The organism is Roseivirga sp. (assembly GCF_049099775.1).
Taxonomy (GTDB): domain Bacteria; phylum Bacteroidota; class Bacteroidia; order Cytophagales; family Cyclobacteriaceae; genus Roseivirga.
This window is the reverse complement of sequence record NZ_JAGDZM010000008.1, coordinates 1-19,933: the sequence shown is the minus strand read 5'-3', so window position 1 is coordinate 19,933 and position 19,933 is coordinate 1. Positions and strand designations below refer to the sequence as shown.

At 38.0% G+C, this 19,933-nt stretch carries 20 protein-coding genes; 4 read left to right on the top strand and 16 right to left on the bottom strand.

Going from position 1 to position 19,933, the window contains the following annotated elements; genetic code table 11:
* Positions 1–63: 63 nt before the first annotated feature.
* From JXQ92_RS14725 to JXQ92_RS14685, 9 genes are all read right to left on the bottom strand, one after another.
* Positions 64–1,962, bottom strand: a complete 1,899-nt coding sequence (locus tag JXQ92_RS14725; protein ID WP_421987397.1) for a M1 family metallopeptidase — start codon at positions 1,960–1,962, stop codon at positions 64–66.
* Between the two features lie 77 nt (positions 1,963–2,039).
* Positions 2,040–4,112, bottom strand: a complete 2,073-nt coding sequence (locus tag JXQ92_RS14720; protein WP_421987396.1) for a hypothetical protein — start codon at positions 4,110–4,112, stop codon at positions 2,040–2,042.
* Positions 4,109–4,909, bottom strand: a complete 801-nt coding sequence (locus tag JXQ92_RS14715) for a hypothetical protein (protein WP_421987395.1) — start codon at positions 4,907–4,909, stop codon at positions 4,109–4,111. Before JXQ92_RS14715 ends, JXQ92_RS14720 begins: the two co-directional genes overlap by 4 nt.
* A gap of 72 nt (positions 4,910–4,981) precedes the next feature.
* Complete coding sequence (locus tag JXQ92_RS14710) at positions 4,982–6,406, bottom strand: BamA/TamA family outer membrane protein (RefSeq protein WP_421987394.1); 1,425 nt, start codon at positions 6,404–6,406, stop codon at positions 4,982–4,984.
* Positions 6,407–6,409: 3 nt separating this feature from the next.
* Positions 6,410–7,537: a prolipoprotein diacylglyceryl transferase gene (locus JXQ92_RS14705; protein WP_421987393.1), complete on the bottom strand. Its 1,128-nt coding sequence runs from the start codon at positions 7,535–7,537 to the stop codon at positions 6,410–6,412.
* Between the two features lie 134 nt (positions 7,538–7,671).
* On the bottom strand, positions 7,672–9,531 hold the full coding sequence (gene nadE, locus JXQ92_RS14700; protein ID WP_421987392.1) for an NAD(+) synthase: 1,860 nt from the start codon (positions 9,529–9,531) through the stop codon (positions 7,672–7,674).
* The gene (gene rnc, locus JXQ92_RS14695; protein ID WP_421987391.1) at positions 9,531–10,277 is read right to left on the bottom strand and encodes a ribonuclease III; all 747 of its coding nucleotides are present in this window, start codon (positions 10,275–10,277) and stop codon (positions 9,531–9,533) included. Before rnc ends, nadE begins: the two co-directional genes overlap by 1 nt.
* Positions 10,277–11,527, bottom strand: a complete 1,251-nt coding sequence (fabF, locus tag JXQ92_RS14690; RefSeq protein ID WP_421987390.1) for a beta-ketoacyl-ACP synthase II — start codon at positions 11,525–11,527, stop codon at positions 10,277–10,279. The genes rnc and fabF overlap by 1 nt, the downstream gene beginning before the upstream one ends.
* 27 nt (positions 11,528–11,554) lie before the next feature.
* Positions 11,555–11,791 (bottom strand): acyl carrier protein, encoded by a 237-nt coding sequence (locus JXQ92_RS14685; RefSeq protein ID WP_069835425.1) that lies wholly within the window; start codon positions 11,789–11,791, stop codon positions 11,555–11,557.
* A 111-nt stretch (positions 11,792–11,902) separates the two neighbouring features.
* Between JXQ92_RS14685 and JXQ92_RS14680 the strand changes: the two genes are divergently transcribed.
* Together JXQ92_RS14680 and pyk are read left to right on the top strand one after the other, a co-directional pair.
* A complete protein-coding gene (locus JXQ92_RS14680) occupies positions 11,903–12,331 on the top strand; it encodes an IPExxxVDY family protein (RefSeq protein WP_421987389.1) in 429 nt (142 codons plus the stop codon).
* 1 nt (position 12,332) lies between these two features.
* The gene (pyk, locus tag JXQ92_RS14675; RefSeq protein WP_421987388.1) at positions 12,333–13,766 is read left to right on the top strand and encodes a pyruvate kinase; all 1,434 of its coding nucleotides are present in this window, start codon (positions 12,333–12,335) and stop codon (positions 13,764–13,766) included.
* A gap of 22 nt (positions 13,767–13,788) precedes the next feature.
* Here the strand turns inward: pyk and JXQ92_RS14670 are convergent, their stop codons facing one another.
* The 4 genes from JXQ92_RS14670 to JXQ92_RS14655 are packed head-to-tail and all read right to left on the bottom strand — an operon-like array spanning position 13,789 to position 15,972.
* On the bottom strand, positions 13,789–14,553 hold the full coding sequence (locus JXQ92_RS14670; protein WP_421987387.1) for an MBL fold metallo-hydrolase: 765 nt from the start codon (positions 14,551–14,553) through the stop codon (positions 13,789–13,791).
* Positions 14,550–14,825 (bottom strand): hypothetical protein, encoded by a 276-nt coding sequence (locus JXQ92_RS14665; protein ID WP_421987386.1) that lies wholly within the window; start codon positions 14,823–14,825, stop codon positions 14,550–14,552. Before JXQ92_RS14665 ends, JXQ92_RS14670 begins: the two co-directional genes overlap by 4 nt.
* Positions 14,825–15,211, bottom strand: coding sequence for a response regulator (locus JXQ92_RS14660; protein WP_421987385.1), 387 nt, complete (start codon positions 15,209–15,211; stop codon positions 14,825–14,827). Before JXQ92_RS14660 ends, JXQ92_RS14665 begins: the two co-directional genes overlap by 1 nt.
* A gap of 5 nt (positions 15,212–15,216) precedes the next feature.
* Complete coding sequence (locus JXQ92_RS14655) at positions 15,217–15,972, bottom strand: Hpt domain-containing response regulator (protein WP_421987384.1); 756 nt, start codon at positions 15,970–15,972, stop codon at positions 15,217–15,219.
* 53 nt (positions 15,973–16,025) lie between these two features.
* Between JXQ92_RS14655 and miaA the strand changes: the two genes are divergently transcribed.
* A complete protein-coding gene (gene miaA / locus JXQ92_RS14650) occupies positions 16,026–16,937 on the top strand; it encodes a tRNA (adenosine(37)-N6)-dimethylallyltransferase MiaA (protein WP_421987383.1) in 912 nt (303 codons plus the stop codon).
* Here miaA and JXQ92_RS14645 read toward each other — a convergent pair.
* Positions 16,924–17,370, bottom strand: coding sequence for a hypothetical protein (locus JXQ92_RS14645; protein ID WP_421987382.1), 447 nt, complete (start codon positions 17,368–17,370; stop codon positions 16,924–16,926). The genes miaA and JXQ92_RS14645 overlap by 14 nt on opposite strands.
* 108 nt (positions 17,371–17,478) lie before the next feature.
* On the opposite strand from JXQ92_RS14645, the gene JXQ92_RS14640 reads away from it, so the two are divergent.
* A complete protein-coding gene (locus JXQ92_RS14640) occupies positions 17,479–18,786 on the top strand; it encodes a glycosyl transferase (RefSeq protein ID WP_421987381.1) in 1,308 nt (435 codons plus the stop codon).
* Here the strand turns inward: JXQ92_RS14640 and JXQ92_RS14635 are convergent.
* Together JXQ92_RS14635 and JXQ92_RS14630 are read right to left on the bottom strand one after the other, a co-directional pair.
* On the bottom strand, positions 18,783–19,214 hold the full coding sequence (locus JXQ92_RS14635) for a hypothetical protein (RefSeq protein ID WP_421987380.1): 432 nt from the start codon (positions 19,212–19,214) through the stop codon (positions 18,783–18,785). The genes JXQ92_RS14640 and JXQ92_RS14635 overlap by 4 nt on opposite strands.
* Before the next feature lie 9 nt (positions 19,215–19,223).
* Positions 19,224–19,933, bottom strand: a 710-nt coding sequence (locus JXQ92_RS14630) for a T9SS type A sorting domain-containing protein (protein WP_421987379.1), incomplete at its 5' end; no start/stop codon positions are given.

Genomic DNA, 19,933 nt, shown 5'->3' with positions numbered 1-19,933 from the left:
GTTTATTAAAATAAAAAAGCCCGACTTTTAGTCAGGCTTTCGATCTTTATAGTTTTGAAAGAATTATTTCTTGTTCTCTAGTTTTTCAGCTGCCCATTTGTTGTTTTCCTTGTCAATATCCGCCATTCTTCCAGAAGGGTCAATGACTACAGAAGCAACCTCAGAAATAGGTCGATCAATAGAGAAGTTATAAGTAGGGTTGGTCCATGGCCAATCCTCATGAACAATTCGCTTATCGTTCGTTTCAGCTGGTTTTTCGCCACGCATCATTCTAAGCGCCATATAATGAACTTCCTTAGTGCCATCTTTGTAAGTAATTACTACATCGACAGGCATTGGCATTTTGCCTACTTTGTTTAAGGTGATGTTAGTTTTTTCTCCTTCACCAACTACCTCGCCAACGGCATAATCAATTTGTTTGGTAGTGTAAACGAAATACTCATTATACCAATCCAATTCAAGTCCAGAAACTTCCTCAAAAACTCTCAATACATCATTTGGATTTGGGTGTTTGAATTTCCACTGGTTGAAATATTCCAAAAGTCCTTTGTCTCTTGCCTCTTCGCCGATAACATAGCCTAGCTGACTCATCCAAACAGCTCCTTTTCCGTAAGCTGCGGCGCTATAAATACCGTTGTATTCATAGTGATCAGAGTGTGTGCTTAATGCTTCTTCTCTACCACTTTTAGCAGAATTAAGGTATCCTCCTTGGCCTGATCTAGAACCAATATTCTCCATAGTTGTTTCTGGCTTTTCAGCATCAGTCGTTTCATAACGGATGTGCGCAGATATTCTGGATGAAGCATATGAAGTAAAACCTTCGTCCATCCAAGGATGTAAAGCCTCATTACTACCTAAAACGCCATGATACCAATCGTGCATAGATTCATGAATCGTAACACCTAAAAGGCTTCCTCTTTGTCCGGTGATTAACGTAGACATTGGGTATTCCATACCGCCGTCACCACCTTGAATAACAGAAAACTGCTTATATGGGTACTGTCCGAAGTATTCATTGGCATACTCGAACGACATTTCGGTAAGTGGTCTAAGTTTCTCCCAGTTTTCTTCGTTCTGGCCTTTCTGGTGTAAAAAGTGAAGCACAATGCCATTTTTCATGGTCAATTTATTGTGCAAGTAATCAGGGTCTGCTGCCCACATAAAGTCATGCACATCTGGTGCTACAAAATGCCATGTCAGTTTGCCATTAACCACTTTCTGATTTACTGTTTGCCCTTCATCTTCATAGCCATGGCCAATTTCTTGAGGGTTTTGAAGGTAACCAGTACCACCAACAACATAATCTTTGTCTATTGTTAGTTTAAGTTCATAATCACCCCATACTCCGTAGAATTCTCTACCGATATATTCGTCCGCATGCCATCCTTGGTAATCGTACTCGGCCATTTTAGGAAACCATTGGGCCATAGAGTAGCGTATACCTTCTCTATTATCTCTACCAGATCTTCTGATTTGAAGTGGCACTTGACCATTCCAAACCATATCGAAAGTCACTGTTTCGCCGGGTTTAATCGGTTGATTTAATTGAACCTCTAATACAGTTCCGACAACCTCATATTTGACATCAGTACCATTTTGCTTAAGAGATGTAATCTTTTGATAGCCAATTTCATCTTCACCTAATTTGGAAATTCTATCTCTTACACGACGATCGGGATCAGCTATCGTGCGCGATCTCACGTCCATCATACTTCCAGGCTGAAAGGCATTGAAGTATAGGTGATAAAACACTTGATTTAACTCGTCGGGAGAATTGTTTGTATAGTCAATTTTCTGTTCTCCAAAAAACTGATTGGACTCCACATCCATTTCCACTTCCATGTAGTAGTTCGCCCGTTGTTGCCAACGTTCATTACTACTTCTATCTGCCAGATTTTGCGCCAACGCTAGGCTGCAAATCGACAATAAAAATGACGCTTGTGCTATTCGTCTTAAATTCATATGGCTTGTTTTTTTAACAGAAGGCAAAATATCAAAGTTTCAAGTCCCCGACAAATGATAATTTTTGAAAGGTTTTATTAATTGATCTTGTACCGAACTTGAACTTTAAAATCAGACCTCTTTTGTCCGTCAATAGTTTCAAGACCCGTGCCAATTTCCTCTCTATCGTAAAAAGTAGTTCTGCTAAACCTAGTCCAAAGATCAATTTTCCGCGATAACCTGCTATGGACTAAAATGTAGTTTCTTACACCATTACCACTGTAGGCAGGAATTGAGAAGGCATAAAGCACATCCCTTTCATATACATATTGGCTGTTTTCACTTCCTTCGGTATCAAAAATTGCAACTCTTCCGCTAATTGTAAAAATTCTTGTTTTAAAAACGGCATCCTGAATAAGGGCAATGCCATTCGTTTGTTGAGCTTGAAAATTATACTCGCTGTATTGAATTCTTGATTTAAGGGATAAAAAACCAAATTTCATCTCTGAATTTAATAACCATTGCTGTTTTATCCCTTCAGCCACCCGCTTCTCATTTAAACCCTCAATAGTAGCGTTCTTGGCTTTACTCTTTTTTCTGTATTGAAGTACTGTTTGAAAATATTTGCTAGGCGTGTAGTTGAACCGGAGCATATAATCGAAGCCGCTTGATGGAGCATCTACTTGAAACCTAAGCCAAGGAAACCTAAAAGTATCATAGTAGGCCGTAAAATAGAATTGGTTATTTAAACGATATTTTACTCCCCAATAAGTACCAGATTCATTTCTGTTTTGGCTGCCTTCAGCAAATGAGGTTCCCTTTTGCGTATGAAAGTCACGTTCATAACTACGGAATACTAAAGCAAAGTCTATTCTCTCTGAAAGGTGAGTTGTTAAACCAAATATTGACCCGAATCCGCCACTGCGAGACATGCCTGATTCGCCAAAGAAGCTGAATTGTCTCCAATTGTAGTTTCCATATAGGCTTAGATTGTAGTTATAATCACCCTGAAAGGCGAATTTGTTGTACAAAACATTGCTCGGAATTATTGGCACTGAATAATTATTGGCTGCTGCGATAATGCCAAAACGTTTAAAGTCATTGGGTCTATGATCTAGGATCAAACCATAAGTAGACTCAGACATGCGGTGCTTTTTAGAAATTTCTGAGAGCGTACGATGAAGCCCAGTATTACTGATGGATGAGACAAAACTTTGCACGGAGTCGTTTGCCAGCGGTTTCAATTCTGCATCTAGTAGTGAATGTGATACAAAGCCGGTTACTGTAGTGTTCTTTCTGACTTGATATGAGGCGGCTAAACCTCTTAAATAACCGCTTTCCAATACAGAAGTATAAGGACGAATCCCAAGGTTAGGTTTTTGGATTCCGCTTACCGTTGCTGCACCTTTACCTGTATTAAGGCCTGCACCAAATAACAGTCCCTGACCAAATTGAAGTTGGTAATCTCCGACAATGATTTTCTTCCATCGGCCTATGTTTTCCTTCATAATGTGACCTGACCAAAAATCCGCTCCAAACCTGCCGGTATTCGGTTTCCAGATGAGTTCCTCTCCGGCATCCTTTTCAGCCGTAAAACCAAAACTGAAATCTCCGGTTTTCGCGACCCTATATCTTAAATAAATCTTGCTAGCAGATCCATTATACATTGAATTAGTGCCGATTATGTTAGGTTGAAAACCTCGTTTTCGCTCTATATTCTGTTGCAGCCGAAAAATAAAGTAATTGTTTCGTTCGCTAAGTACTCTTTTCAAGAGTGGCCGAGTATCTTTCTTTAAGTCCTCAGGATTGATAATAATGAAAGGAAGGACTCTGTCAATTGTAGTCGGATCAAAGCCATCAATCAATTGTAACTCGTACTTAGTCAGCAATCGGCCATAAGCATTAATGTATTTCTGAAGGGATAAAATTTGTTGAACCGAAAGCATAAAAAGACGTTGCAGTTCGTCTTGGGTGGCCGTATTGATATAAACTGGGTTTTCATAGATCAATAAGAGGCGTTCATAAAGTTCCTCTTGATTGGGAAGTTCTTCTTGAGTGTTATACTGTGATTCTATAATCTGCTGAAGATCCACATCGATTAAGCGTTGACTGATAAGCTCAAATTGTAAAATGAGAATGATCAAAATGAGAATATAAGGTCTAAATTTCATTTGAAAAGGAAAGTCAATCCAAAATTGTGAGTTCCTCGAATTTCTCTATTCGATCTTATGCCATAGTCCAGTAGAAACCTTTTTAATTTTAAACCAGCACCGAATGTATGCTGTCTAGTTTGAGTAGAAATCCCAGTTCTTAGACTTAGGTTTTCTATGATTTGATAAGCAAACCCAATTTTAAGATTACTAGGCAGTTCTATGTCCTTTTCAGCCTCAAAATAAACGTTAAGTTGATCATTTGGGTGATAATCGAAGCCCATTCTTATGATGGTTGGAATTCTCTCTTGTGTTTCTTTGTCAAGTAATGATTGTGAGAAATTATAGATATGGGCACCAAAACTAAAAGTTGGAGAAAGTTGTGCTATTCCTCCTATTTCCGCCATTAGAACTGATCGCTGTCCAAAATTCTGAACCTGATATTGTACTAAATTAACCCGTAACCCTACACTCATTATTCCTGATCGTTTGGCATAAGAGAACCCTAATTGCTGATGGCTAAATACTTCATCACCAAACTTTGTAGCTGATAAACCCAATACACCAATTTTTGTCGGCATGTTGAGTGCTGCAGTTATCGTATTGAAAGGAGAGAAGTTGACGATTGTTTTGTAACCCAGGGTAGCCGATGTGTTTTCTAAGTTTGCCTGCCCGGCAGGGTTATTGAAACTTGACCAGTTGTTTGACAGGACAGAAGAAATACCTGCAAGACTTAATGAAATAGGATCGGTGCCAGCATATTCAATGCCTTGGGCGTTCAACTGAAGAGCTGAAAGAAAAAGAAATAGAGTAAGCAATAGTCTGTTGAACACAAACTAATATATAAAAATATATGGAAATATTAGATTTATTAAATACTAATAATGTTACTAAATAGCCGCTTTGAAATTGAAAAATAGCCCGCCATCACCTTGTTTATTGACACTATATTCAAGTCTAATCACAAAGTCATAGTAAGTCACCACATCTATGCCTAGGCCCAAACTGCCAAGAAATTGGTTGTTCAAGAAATTGTTCTGACTACTGTCTAAGGGGTTTCCTGCATACCCAGTATCTATAAATAACTTCAAATAAAAGGCATATGGGAGCGTTCTAAATTGGTTTATTAGACTCCTTCGGCTCAATTCCTGTACACCCTCCAATACTTTAAACCTTAAGGCACTTCGGTGAGAAATCAATGCCTTTGTTTCAACGACAAAACGCTCATAGCCTCTAATGAAGTCGGGTCTGTAGCCAAAACCAGACCTGATTAAGTATGGTACCTCGTTGGAGAAGTTCTTAAATGCCTCGGTTTTGTTCGCCAAGTAAAACCCATTTTTTAAGTCAAAGTACTTAGCATAACTAATTCTCGCAGTGAGCATGTCAAGGTTATTGACTAGACCTAAACCAAACTTCGTGGCTTGGAAGTTGAAAGAACTACCATTAAGGGGGTAAGCAATGTAGTCTCTTTTGTCTACACCAAATACATATGATAGCCTTAAGTACTTCTGAATATTTTGTCCTTGCGTGTGGTAATTTGGGTTCGTATCTAGAATAAGATCGCTAACAGATGATCTTCCATAACCAAGACTAACACTATGTCGTGTGTAGAAACTTGGTCGGAGCGTAACCGTGCCGCTTATTCCGAAAGATCTTCTAATAACATCATCGCTCTCGATAAACTCTAATCGGTGGGCGCTGCTTTGAACACCTACTGTTTTGTTTGTTGTGAAACTAGTTGAGAATCCTAAACCGATAGTTTGGGCATTGTTTATGTAAGGAATGCTATAACTAAGAGAATACTGTTTTGCGAAGCCAAATTGCGCTCGAACCCTTAGTTTGTCGTTTCTACCAGTAAGGTTGGTGTGAATAAGTTGGGCTCCATAATTAACCCTTGCAAAGTCTCTATTCTGGTTTACCCACCACTCCGTAAAGTTTCTATCCGCAAGTTTGAATACTGGCAATGGAAATATATACCACCTTTCTTGAAGTCGAATCAGAACATCTACTTCTGTATCAGACATAAAAAGGGGTACAATTTCAGCAAATACAAAAAGCCTTGTATTGACTAGTTTCTGCTGATCTAGTAAGACTTTTTCGGCGAAGTCTTTAAGCTTTAATTCTTGACCTTCTTCGAAATCAATTTCTCTTAAGACAATCTCATTTCTGGTTTTATTATTACCTGTAATGTAGATTTTGCCTACTTTGACAGTAGACTCAGGGTCGAGTTCAGGGATCCCCTGGGCACAAATAAAACTCGGTGCTGCAAATAACCAAATAACACAAAAACACCACCAACCTCTATTTCCAAACACGCGTTACGAAGATTTTCTCGACTTTAATAAGACTCTTATAAGGATGAATACCCCTAATGCTAGTAAAGGAATACTCAATAATTGCCCCATATTATAGGTCATGTCATTTTCAAAATCCACTTGATTCTCTTTGAAGGTTTCGTGAAACCATCGAAGCGCAAATATCCAAACCAAGAAAATTCCAATCAATAACCCTTCTGGGGTTCTATCCTTGTACTTAAGCCAAATACCTAAAAGAATAAAGAAAAGCAAGAGTGAAGTGCCAGATTCATATAGTTGTGCAGGATGACGAACAACTCCCCATGTATGTACAATGAGCGTAGGTTTTCTATCCACTAATTTGAATTCATAATTTAACGGACCAGCAGGTTCAGCATAGTGCTCATTCACATTAGGATACCTTGTCAGGATACTTTTAATCCGTGTTTCGGCTATTTTTCTAGCATCAGGTTCCGACAGCTGTCGATTCTCAAAAATAATGGTGAGGTCAATTGGCACAATGCCTGGTTCAAGGCGTTCTTCAGAATCGCTTTTGGATGCTTCTGCACTTTCAACGCCAAGGTCAGAATCTTCAATAATCTCTTCTGCTACTCTGGCGAAAACAACTCCATAGTCACTCTCGGTAGGTTTTCCTATAATTTCTGAGTTTACGAAATTTCCAAACCTTATAAATACCGCAGCTAGCGCGACAGTAATTACTATTCTATCTACAATCCATAAGTAACTCTGACCGACTCTTCTTTCTTTTCGAAATTTAAAGCGAAAAGGCGACCAATTGGCATCTACGAAGTAATGACTGTATAAATAGAGCGCTGCAAGAATTCCAAAAGCTGCTCCATGACTTGCTAATCCACCTTCCCAAGTTCTAAAAAACATTAGCGGATCTGCTAGAAACCTCTGTGGTTCATAAAAGACAAGGTGTCCAAGTCTTGCTCCAACAATTGTGGCTAAAACCATGTGGACAGTAAGCGTATCTACATTAAGCGGATCCTTTCCTTCCTTTTTGAAAATATGTACCATGATTTGATACCCAATAATAAATCCAGAAGCGAAAAGTAGACTATACCAAACCGGAGGCTGAATGTCTTTAATGATTTCCCTCATGGGATCCCAAACGATGTGCAGAAGCATTTTTTACAGTTTTATGGAGGCAACAAATATATAGGAAATACGAAGAGAATCGAGGTTCCGTATAATCAAAGATTCTGAAAATTAGTATTAGGCCTTGCAGCTGACTAAAAAAGCCTAGTCTAAGGAAAGTATAATTAAACTTCCATTTCTTGCAATTCACTTAACTCTTCCTTGTAGCCAGCCGATAATATGGGGAACCTACACCAAGTCCTAGGGTCTACGTTAAACTCATCTAAGTGAAATGCCGGAGCTAAGCGTTCTCTTTTCCATTGATTGCGACTCCAAAGCGTATAGAATTTATGAATATGAGATTTCAGTAAGTTTTTTTCTTCTAAATTTTTACTAGCAAGGGTTTGATATACTTCTATTGGTGACTGATGATCGCGTATAGCAAGCTTTTCAATTTCCACCATGATATGATAAGGCATCAGATCGTCTTCATCCGTTTGATTTTCCGACAAAGGTCGAAGTTCTGCGGTAGGGGGGAGCTTATTGATTGCAGCAAGTCCTGAATAGCCAAGTTCATTTTCTGCAAAAACCAGCCAATTCCTAATGAAACCCTTGTCCACACTTGAAATAGGGGCTATGCTTCCACTTGTATCACCATCCATTGTGGCATAGCCAACATCTCCCTCGCTTCTGTTTGACGTGGTAAGAAGTAGGGTTTGAGTGATGTTTGTAAGCATCCAGATAATTGGACTTCTAGATCGGGCTTGAATATTCTGAAGCGCAAGATCGTCTTCAGACCAAGTTAGTTTTCTATCTAAGACTTTTTCAATCGTATTCGAATATGCTTCTACGGGTTCGTCAATTGTCCAATTATAGAATTTTGCGCCAATAGAATCTGCCAAACTTTTAGCAGCATTTAAAGTTGTTTCAGACGAATTTTTGGTTCCTTGGTAAGCCGTATGAAATATTTCATTTACCACTTCTTTTTCCGAAGGCTTTATAAGTTTTGATAAGTTGATGCCCGATAAAAAAGCATCACTGCCCAAATCAGACATACCTCTTTTTACCATTTCAGCAACTAAAACCGCACAAGTAGCCGAATCCGCGCCACCACTTAATGAGAGCGTAAAGCCTTTGCTATGGCTCTTGCGCATGTAATCATAAAGCGCTAGCGCTGACGCTTTTGGAAATTCAACTTTTTTACTTTCAATGGGCGCCACTGATTTATTTGAAAACTCTTCAGTAGCTTCATTAACTGCGATATCAATATGTCTAACTTGATAAGGCTGAAATGAAAGTAGTTCATTTCGAAGGTATGTTACCCCTTGTTGAGCTACTATAATTTCCCCGTCGTATATCATTCTGCCAGCCTCGTTTCCAAGTAGGTTGGCATATAAATAAGTACAAGAGAAGTCTTTAGAGGTTGATGCTACTAATGCTAAACGCTCCTTTGTCTTTTCCATAGCAAAGTGACTGGCACTAGGGTTCATTATTAGGTTTACGCCTCTCTTTTCTAGTCTACAGGCTGGCCGATCTTTTCCTCTCCATGCATCTTCACAAATTTCGAAACCAATTTTCCATTCGTGATATTCAAATGTCAAATCACCTATTGGAATTTCTTTTCCCAGTAGATTAATAGTTTTCACGGAGTCGACAGGCCATGGATTAAACCACCTAGGTTCATAATGAACGCCGTCCAGTGCCATGTACTGTTTAGCGTAAATTCCTATGATTTCTTTGTCTTGAACGACTATAGCACAGTTGTAAAGCTGATTTTCGAAAAGAATGGGTAGGTTGAAAGATGTGAATAATCCTTCAGTTTCTTCTATGAGTTCGGGTAGGAAGGTTAGTGCTTTTTGCGGAAGCCAACTGCTTAAAAATAGATCTTCGCAGCCATACCCCGTTAAAGACAGTTCCGGAAGGCACAATATTTCTATTTCGTTTTTTCGTGCCTCTCTAAGTATTGCTTTTAAACGCGAGACATTACCTTTCCAATCTAATGGTGTTTGATTGACTGTAGCACCTGCAATTCTATATTTTCGCATTACTCTATTCCTAAGGCTTCGCAAGCTTCGCGAGCTGCATCTTGTTCGGCTTTCTTTTTACTTAAACCATGGCCCTTAGCTATTGGTTCGTCATCGATCAATATTTGAATTATAAATTCCTTAAAATGGCCTTTATCGATGGTTTGTACATGCTCAAAATTCGGTGTTTTTGAATTTTTTTGAGTCCACTCTATGAGTTTACTTTTGTAATTTTTAGTGGTATTAATAATCTCCTCAAGATCAAAGTGAGGTTGTAGTAATTTTTTAAGAATGAATCTTTTTGCCGTTTTGAAACCCTTGTCTACATATACCGCCCCAACCAATGCTTCTAAAGCATTGCCATAAAGTGACTTGTGAGAGTTGGGTGTTTTCCTCTTCTTATCGAATTGAACGATCTGTGGGATGCCGATTGTTCGAGCTACATTATTTAATGAATCTCGGCTTACAATTCTAGATCTCAGTTCGGTTAAGAAGCCCTCGTCTTTAAAAGGAAATTTTTTAAAGAGGTATTCGGCAACTACTAAGCCCAGAACGGCATCTCCTAAATACTCTAGCCTTTCATTAGATTCTTTAAAGCCTTTCTTTACCGATTTTGCTACCGAGGTATGCTGAACAGCAATTTGGTATGGCTTAATGTTTAAAGGCTTGGTACCAACTATCATTTTGATAGAGGAAACAAGCCTTTGTTCTTCTTTTGAATATGATTTAAAAATTGACTTTAAACGGTTATTTGTCAACCGACCCATTAATCAATTTTTCTAAAAACTACTGAAGTGTTGTGTCCACCAAAGCCAAAAGTGTTACTTAATGCAGCATTGACAACTCTTTTCTGTGCTTTATTGAATGTAAAATTTAACCTAGGGTCAAATCGTTCATCATCAGTAAAGTGGTTGATCGTAGGAGGGACAATTTGCTCTTTAATCGCCATTATACTGGCAATTGCTTCTATAGCACCAGCTGCACCAAGTAGGTGTCCTGTCATAGATTTAGTTGAACTTATGTTCAATTTATAAGCATGCTCTCCAAATACTTTTTCAATAGCAATTACTTCACTCATATCTCCGAGAGGAGTTGATGTGCCATGAACATTGATATAATCAATATCTTCTGGCTTCATTTGAGCGTCTTCAAGTACATTCAACATTACATTGTATGCACCTAAACCTTCAGGGTGAGGAGCGGTAATATGGTGTGCATCAGCTGACATTCCTCCGCCAACTAACTCAGCATAAATTTTTGCTCCCCGTGCTTTTGCATGTTCATATTCTTCAAGAATTAAAGCTCCGCTTCCTTCACCTAATACAAAACCATCACGATCTTTGTCGAAAGGCCTTGACGCAGTTTGAGGAGAATCATTTCTTTCTGATAATGCACGCATGGCATTAAACCCACCCATACCGGCTTCTACAACCGATGCCTCTGAACCACCAGTAATCATGATCTTTGCCTTACCTAATTTGATGTAGGTCATAGCATCAATCATTGCATTTGTAGCGGAAGCACATGCAGAAACAGTAACAAAGTTAGGGCCATGAAAGCCATATTTCATTGAGATCATACCAGCGGAAATGTCTGATATCATCTTAGGAATGAAAAAAGGGTTAAATCTTGGGTTTCTTTCTCCAGCAGTGAAGTTTTCAACTTCGTCTTGGAAAGTTTTGATTCCACCAATTCCAGAACCCCAAATAACTCCTGCCTTCAGCTTATCGATTGTTTCAAGGTCTAAACCTGAATCCTCTATGGCTTGTGCAGATGTTACCATTGCATACTGAGTAAAAGGGTCCATTTTTCTCACTTCTTTTCTGTCAAAGTGATCCAATGGATTATAATCTTTTACCTCGCAGGCAAATTTTGTCTTAAAGTTCGTTGGGTCGAATCTAGTGATAGGACCAGCCCCACTCACACCATTTTTCAGGTTATTCCAGTAATCATTCAGATTGTTGCCTAATGGTGTAAGTGCGCCAAGTCCAGTGACTACAACTCTTTTTAATTGCATATGGGAGTCGTAATAGTAAGGGATATATTATTGTACGTTTGCTTCCAAGTAAGAAATTGCATCACCTACTGTAGCGATGTTTTCAGCTTGGTCATCAGGAATAGAAATGTTAAATTCTTTTTCGAATTCCATAATCAATTCCACAGTGTCAAGAGAATCAGCGCCTAAATCATTCGTAAAGCTAGCCTCAGGGGTAACCTCAGAATCTTCTACGCCTAATTTATCTATGATAATACTCTTCACTTTTGATGCTACTTCTGACATTTTCGATAATATTTAGTTAAAACTCGGTGCAAAGAAATGCAATTTCGGGTTAATGTCAAACATATTTTTTATTCTTGTCTTTAAGGCTAAACGCGGCAAATTCTAATTCATATGGCTAAAAATAAATTAGAAATAACTTATGATTATGACTTACCATTAATGGCATTGAATGCTAATGTTAAACCCTACAAGTTAGCATGGAGCATAAATCAGGAGATGGGCTTGGCTCTTACTAAAAAAAAGAACCTTGACATTGGATTTACAGGCGGTAAGGTTTTGAGCATTGTAAACTATGATGATATTAATGAATTCAGAATTATAAGATTATTGAGAAATAGAGCTGAAGAAAGCGAAGTTCAGTTTGATGCCTTTATAGTGCCTGAAATGAAGAATTTCGACTATTTCATTATTTTGGAAAACGAATCCCAAACTTTAGATGAGAATGCTTTTTTTACCAAAATCAAACAAATACCTTTCGTCCAATTTGCTACTAAAGTAGATATCAAATCATTGAAATCCAGAGATAACCTCATATTCTAAAATGGATCACCAAGAAATTAATAAGCGAGCAAAAATTGTTGCTACAGTAGGGCCTGCGAGTCAGTCCAAAGAAATGCTGATTGAATTAGCCAAGTCTGGCGTAAATGTATTCAGGTTAAACTTCTCTCATGGAGAGCATAGTACTCATGCAGAAGTCATAAAACGAATTCGTGAGATCAATAGGGAATTGGGTATCCATATTTCTATACTCCAAGATTTACAAGGGCCTAAGATCCGTGTAGAGCAAGTAGAGAATGGAGAGGTTTTTATTGAAGAGGGAAACGAGCTGATCATTACGAATGAATCCTGTGAAGGTACTTCCGCTAAAGTAAGCACCTCTTATCAAGCACTACCAAATGATGTGCAGGTAGGTGATATGGTACTGATAGATGATGGTAACCTTGAGTTAGTAGTAAAAGAAGTTCGAGGAGGAGAAGTTGTTTGCGAAGTCAAATACGGCGGGTCTCTGAAATCTAGAAAAGGTATAAACTTACCTTTTACGAATGTTTCAGCACCAGCTTTAACTGAAAAAGATAAGAAAGACCTTGCTTTTGGAATAGAACAAGGAGTCGATTGGATTGCTTTATCTTTTGTAAGATATGCCGATGACATTATCGATTTAAAGAAAAGAATTTCTCAGTCTGGGAAAGACATTAGAGTAATTGCTAAGATTGAAAAGCCCGAAGCTTTACAAAATATAGATGAAATTATAAATGCTTCTGATGCACTTATGGTAGCAAGAGGTGATCTTGGCGTAGAAATCGTTATGGAAGAAGTGCCTATGGCACAGAAGATGATGGTTGAAAAATGCAATGCGGCAGCTAAGCCTGTGATTATTGCTACTCAAATGATGGAGAGCATGATCAAAAATCCAAGGCCAACTCGCGCCGAAACAAATGATGTAGCAAATGCAGTCTTAGATGGAGCGGATGCTTTAATGCTTTCTGCTGAAACTGCTGCCGGAAAATACCCTATAGAGACTGTAGAAACCATGGCCCGAACTATTGCTTCTGTAGAGGAATCAGGTGGAATATTTGATAAAGTAAATACCCCTGATAAAGAGAGCGATACATTTATGAATGACAATATTCTCTATGGCGCCTGTAAGTTAAGTGATCGTGTAAACGCTAAAGCAATTATTGGTAACACTGTTTCAGGTTATACTGCTTTTAAATTATCCTCAAGTCGTCCTAAGGCGAGGATATTTATTTTCACACCTAATGAAGGACTATTAACAAAACTCGGACTTATCTGGGGTGTTGAAGGTTTTAATTACGACAATACTGTTTCAACGGATCAGACTTTCTTAGATCAAGAAAAGATGCTTAAAAATGCCGGCCAAATTGAAAGCGGAGATATTTTTATATCAACTGCGAGTATGCCGATTTTTGAGAAAGGAAGAACAAACATGTTAAAACTGAATGTGGCTGATTGATCGTCACTTGACGTCAGTTTTTTTAATCAACCTGGATAGTTAAACCGTCATAAGCTAGCCTGATGTTTTCAGGTAACTCTTTACTAACTTCATCGTGTAGCCCCATTTTGTGACTGATGTGTGTCAAGTAAGTAGTTTCTGCACCTATTTCTTGGGCCAAATCAATTGCTTCTGAAAGCGTGAGGTGACTGAGGTGGTCATCTTTTTGAAGTGCATCAAGTACCAATATTTTTGTACCCTTAACTTTATCAAGCTCTTCGCTATCGATCGTCTTGATATCCGTCAAGTACGTGAAATCCTTAATCCGAAAGCCATATACCGGTAGCTTATAATGAAGAGCTTCTATTGGTATGATTTCTACTTCTCCAATTTTGAAAGGGGTGTTTTCTATTGGAATAGGAGTGACTCTTGGAATCCCAGGGTACTTGTGTTCACTGAAAATGTAAGCAAATTCCTGTTTTATTTGTTCCAGAACAGATGCTCTTCCATAAATAGGGATATCTTGTTTTTGAAGGAAATTGAAGGATCGTATGTCGTCCATTCCCGCCGTATGGTCTTTGTGCTCGTGTGTAAAAATAAGGGCATCTAAGTGACTTACCCTTTCTCTTAGTACTTGTTGCCTGAAGTCTGGACCAGAATCGATAATGAGGCTTTGTTCATCCACCTCGATATGAATTGAAACCCGAAGTCTTTTGTCTCTAAAATCTAAAGATCGACAGACATGACAAGAACAGCCAATAACTGGGATGCCTTGGGAAGTTCCTGAGCCTAGAATGGTGATTTTCACAACTGTAAAGATGTTTGTGATAATTCACTAAGCAAACTCGCGTTTTTCTCACTGAGTTTACTCTTATCAATTTCAACAGATTTAAGAATGTCGATTAAGCAATTGATTTTACCTTCAGTAGTATAGTACTTGTTGACTATAGCTATTCTAGTATCATTCAATACACAATAACCAGATTTGAAACTGCCCTTTTCGTAACGCAATACGTAGTCAGATTCAGAAAAAACATCTTCGAGTTTATTAAGAAACTGTTTGGTATAGCGTATGGTCATTAATCTGTTCCCGTGTGTTTTTTAACGAGCTCGATTAATTTGTCATAATCGAGTGGTTTTTGCATGTAATCATCCATTCCTGCTTCAAAGAAGTTTGATACAGGTAAATTTTTTGCATTACCTGAAATACCAATAATCGGTGTCTTTGCTTTTTTAGTTTTACCGGCACGGATTGCTTTTGTAGCGGCTAGTCCATCCAGTAAAGGAAGGTTAATATCCATGATAATTAGGTCAAAATCTTCGGACTCAAATTTATCAAGAACTTTTTGGCCATCTTTTACGGAGGTGATTTTACAGTTTTCAAAAAGTAGAATCTTCTTTAAAAGATTCTGAATTACTGAGCTATCTTCTGCTACTAGTACTTTTTTATGATCTACGTCAGTCATAATTATTATGCGTTAAGAGTCGCTTCTGTTTTAAATACATTGAAAACTTTGCTGGTATATTCAACTAATTCTTGAATACGAACCGACAACGATTCATTTGCACCCGATTTAATATCTACCTCAAGTATAGATATGATTTCAGACAGTTTGGCAAAACCTAAGGACCCAGCGTTACCTTTAATAATGTGCAAGATAATTAAAATTTCAGGATAATTCTGAGTGGTTTGTAAAAAGACAAGTTTTGCATTGAATTCGTTAGTTTCCTCTATGAAGTCATTGTATAATTCTGTCAATTCTGTTAGGTTGGCATATCGTTTTAATTCGTTAATTACTTCAAAATCGAAATCATTTTGACCAGTAGGGTTCTCTTCAGATTCAAATTTTGACTCTTTATCGAACCAATAGTTGATCGTATTTCGTAACACTTCAGGCCTTACGGGTTTCATAATACAATCGTTGAAACCAAACGAAATAAACTCATCTCTATCGCTTTGATCGGAATAGGCAGTAATCGCGATTATCGGTATAGATGCGTTCAATTTTTTTCTAAAAAGAGTATAACATTCGAACCCATCCATCTCAGGCATTTGAATATCTACAAGAATTAAATCTGGAGTATATTTCTCTATCAATTTTAACGCTTTAGAGCCGCTATCGGCCATCAGTATATTTGCCCCAATATCCTTTAACACAGCCTTTGCATAAAGCCTATTAATGTCATTATCATCGATGACCAGAATGTGCCTCTCTTTTTCCTTCATTGTGTGTCTTATATCAATAATAATATATTTGAGCTTGAAACTAAAACGAGTGAATGTCTAAACCGAAATTGATTTGTGTAATAGGACCAACAGCTGTTGGTAAAACGGTTATTGCAATAAAAATTGCTAGAGCATTCAAAACGGAGATAATTTCTGCTGATTCAAGGCAGTTTTATCAAGAACTCGAAATAGGAACAGCAAAACCTTCTTCGGAAGAACAAAGTCTAGCCAAGCATCACTTTGTTAACAATTTGTCTATCCATGACCCTTATAGCGTAGGGCAATATGAGAAAGAAGCGATAAGGAAGTTAGATCACTTATTTGCAAAATTTGGCATAGCTGTGCTTGTAGGAGGTTCTGGCTTATTCGTAGATGCCGTTTGTAATGGACTCGATGAATTTCCCGAAATCAATGAAGAAATCAGAACTGATTTAATAGATGAGCTGGAAAGTAAAGGGCTTCATTCTTTACAAGAAGAGTTAAGGGATGCCGATGTTGAATATTACGATCTAGTTGATTTAAATAATCCACAGCGGGTTGTAAGAGCTCTTGAAGTGATAAGAGCAACGGGTAAGACTTTTACCGAATTGAGAAAGAGAAATCCTAAAGAGAGAAATTTTGATGTTATTAAGATAGGCCTGACTATGGAACGCACTAAACTCTATGAACGAATAGATACTAGAATGGACCAAATGATTGATAAAGGTCTTTTTGATGAGGTTGAAAGTTTAAAGGCATTCAAAAATCTCAATGCACTTCAAACTGTAGGCTATAAAGAGGTTTTTGGTTATTTGTCTCAAGAATATGATAAAGAGGAAGCTATTCGTCTTTTAAAACGTAACTCAAGACGTTATGCCAAACGACAACTAACGTGGTTTAAACGTGATGAAAATACTTTGTGGTTTCAGCCTAACGAGTTAGAAGAAATAATAAAAACAGTCGAGGAGAATACTAAAACTGCCTAAAGCCAAACACTGAAGCAACAATACTTGCTGGGGGTTTGGCAATAAAAGAATTATAATCAGCCGATACTGATTTCAATGATTTCATCATATCAACTTGATCGGCATTCATTTTACTCAATTTTTCCTGAGTCTCTTTATCCTTAATAACATTAATGCCTTCATTTACAGCAGAAATTAATTCCTCTTCTTTTCTATAGCTCTGAAAACGGTTTGTTGATGTTTTCTTTAAAAGGGTAGCTACATCTGCAAGTCCTGAACCAGGAGTCGCTTGGTCATAAGAAAGGATTACCTGTTTACGGTTGGTGCTGTTAGTCGCCATATTGTCTATGGTCTTCGTTAATCTTGCTTTTCTCGGTTTGATCAGGTTGTAAGTATAAATGCTGTAAAGAAGAACTACTGCCAGTAGTGCAATGAAAATCGGAATGTATCCCATGGTTTAAGATTTGAGTTTGACCTAATTGAATGATGAAATAATCTTTTTTTAACAATAATTGCAAATTGCTTTTTGCCAGAACACAAATAACATCAATCTTTGAAGGTGATGAACGACGAAAAACGCAAGCGGATACTGGTGATAACCTACTATTGGCCACCGAGTGGAGGCGCCGGTGTACAGCGTTGGTTGAAGTTCACAAAGTACCTTCCTGAATTTGGCTGGGACCCTATCGTATTTACCCCTGAGAGTCCCGATTTTGACTTAAAAGATGAATCGCTTTTATCTGATGTCAGCGATCAAATTGAAATACTAAAGTTTCCTATTTGGGAACCTTATAAGATTTTTAAGAAAGTCACGGGGAATAAAACAATCAAACAAGGACAAATTTTAGAAGAAGGAAAGACTAGTTTATTGAAGCGTATGGCCATTTGGCTAAGGGGTAATTTATTTGTGCCCGATCCACGTATTTATTGGGTGAAGCCTTCTGTTGAATATCTTTCTTCAATAATCCAGTCCAATGATATTAAGCATATAATCACCACTGGGCCTCCCCATAGTGTGCATTTGATTGGTAAGGGTTTAAAACTGAAAAATCCGACTTTGACTTGGGTGGCAGATTTCCGCGATCCTTGGTCTGGCTGGGATATTTTAAAGAAAATGAACATTTCTTCATTCATATGGAAGAAGCATTTGAGGCTGGAGGAGTCTGTTCTTAAAATGTCGGATGCAGTTTTGGCAACAGGTCCTACCGCCGCTTCAGAATTTAGAAGGCTCGGCGCTAGAAAGGTTCATTATATCACGAACGGCTTTGATCAAGAGGACATCAAAACCGAAGTGGCAAAGTCACAAAATAACAAGTTTGTTATTAGCCATCTAGGCATGTTAAGTGTGGACCGAAATCCAATTGCACTTTGGGGAGTGCTTGAAAAGCTATGTGCTCAACGAGATTTTCATCAAGCATTTGAACTTCACTTGACAGGGATTTTAAGTCCAGAGGTGCTTCAGACTATTAGAAATCATAAACTGTTGTCAGAAAAACTTATTGTCAAAGACTCAATACCTCATCGAGAGGTGTTTCAATCATACTTGGATAGTGAGGTTTTATTACTTCTTCAGACAAGAACAGGTCAGGTTAATTCTCAACTTCCAGGTAAGCTATTTGAGTATTTAAGTGTGAAAAGGCCAATTCTAGCGATAGGCAGTAAGGAAAATGATATTGCGAGTATCCTGAATGAGACAAGATCAGGTCAGTCATTTAATTATGGAGATAAAGATAGACTTAGAGATTTCATTCTCAAGGCTTACACGGCATGGAAGAATGAAGAGACCCATTGGAACTTCAAGAACACCGACAAGTACGAACGAAGAAATCTTACTTCTGAACTTTCAAGCTGGTTGGAATCGATCAATTAGTTCTTGTTCAAAGTAACCGTATAATTGCCGCGAGTTCCGAAAGCATTATTACCAGAATGAAAGAATGAGAAGCGAAAGGTCACTAGTGATAATTCTTCAATAGTCACCTCTTCTCCCGAATCCAAGAGTATTTGTTGAGCATTTTCATCTAACCAATCCCAAGTACCGCTAGCATTGAATAAGTCTCCTGCGTTACTGGTTTGATAGGTGCCGTCGGCAAATGATAGAGAAAATCCCTGATAATTAAGAGAAACGTCTTGATCATCTAGAATAATAGATCCGTCAGTTCCAAAAGTCCAATCTCCCGATAATAATTCAAAGGCCTCAGCTCGTGCATCGGGGTCAGTATTTTCATTACCGCAAGAAAAGGTCGATAATGCTATTGCACACATAATTGTATAAAAGGCCGCACGAGATTTAATTTTCATAATTCAAAGTTATTTTCTTATCAAGACTTTTTTAAGTATCGACTTTTTACCATCCGTAAATTTCAAAATGTAAATACCACTGGAGTAATTGGAGACATTTATCACTAAAGTCTTATCACTAAAGGATTTTTTATTGTAGATGGACAGACCAATAGGATTTAGTAAGACAACATCTAGTTTTGGAGCAGTCACTAGGCTAAGGTCAATGTAAAGTAGTTTTTTAACTGGGTTAGGGTATATGGTAATATCAGTGTTTTCTAATTCATCATTTTCAAGAGAAGTAATGACTTCACCTCTTGCACTTACGCTGAGCAATACATCACCACCATCGGATAAGATTTCAATTTCACCTGAATATTCCTTTGCCTCAGTAGGACTAAATGTGACAGTAATGATTTGAGTGACCCCAGCTTCAATACTAGTATTTGATATTCCACTGAAACCATCGGGGTAAGTAATACTAGAGATGTTTAAAGTGGCGTCACCATCATTTATCGCTTCAATATTGAATGTTGATGTAATACCAAGTGCAGTTACTGGAACTGTTAAATCGCCAGTTACTTTTAGTAAAGCCTCGCCTACATTGGTCACTGATATGGTCACGGTTTGACTTACTGTATTTATACCATCACTAGCGATGACTTCCAGCACATAGTCATTGTCGGTATTTGCATCCGTAGGCGCTTCAAAGTCAGGGCTAGATTTAAAGCTCACTTCCC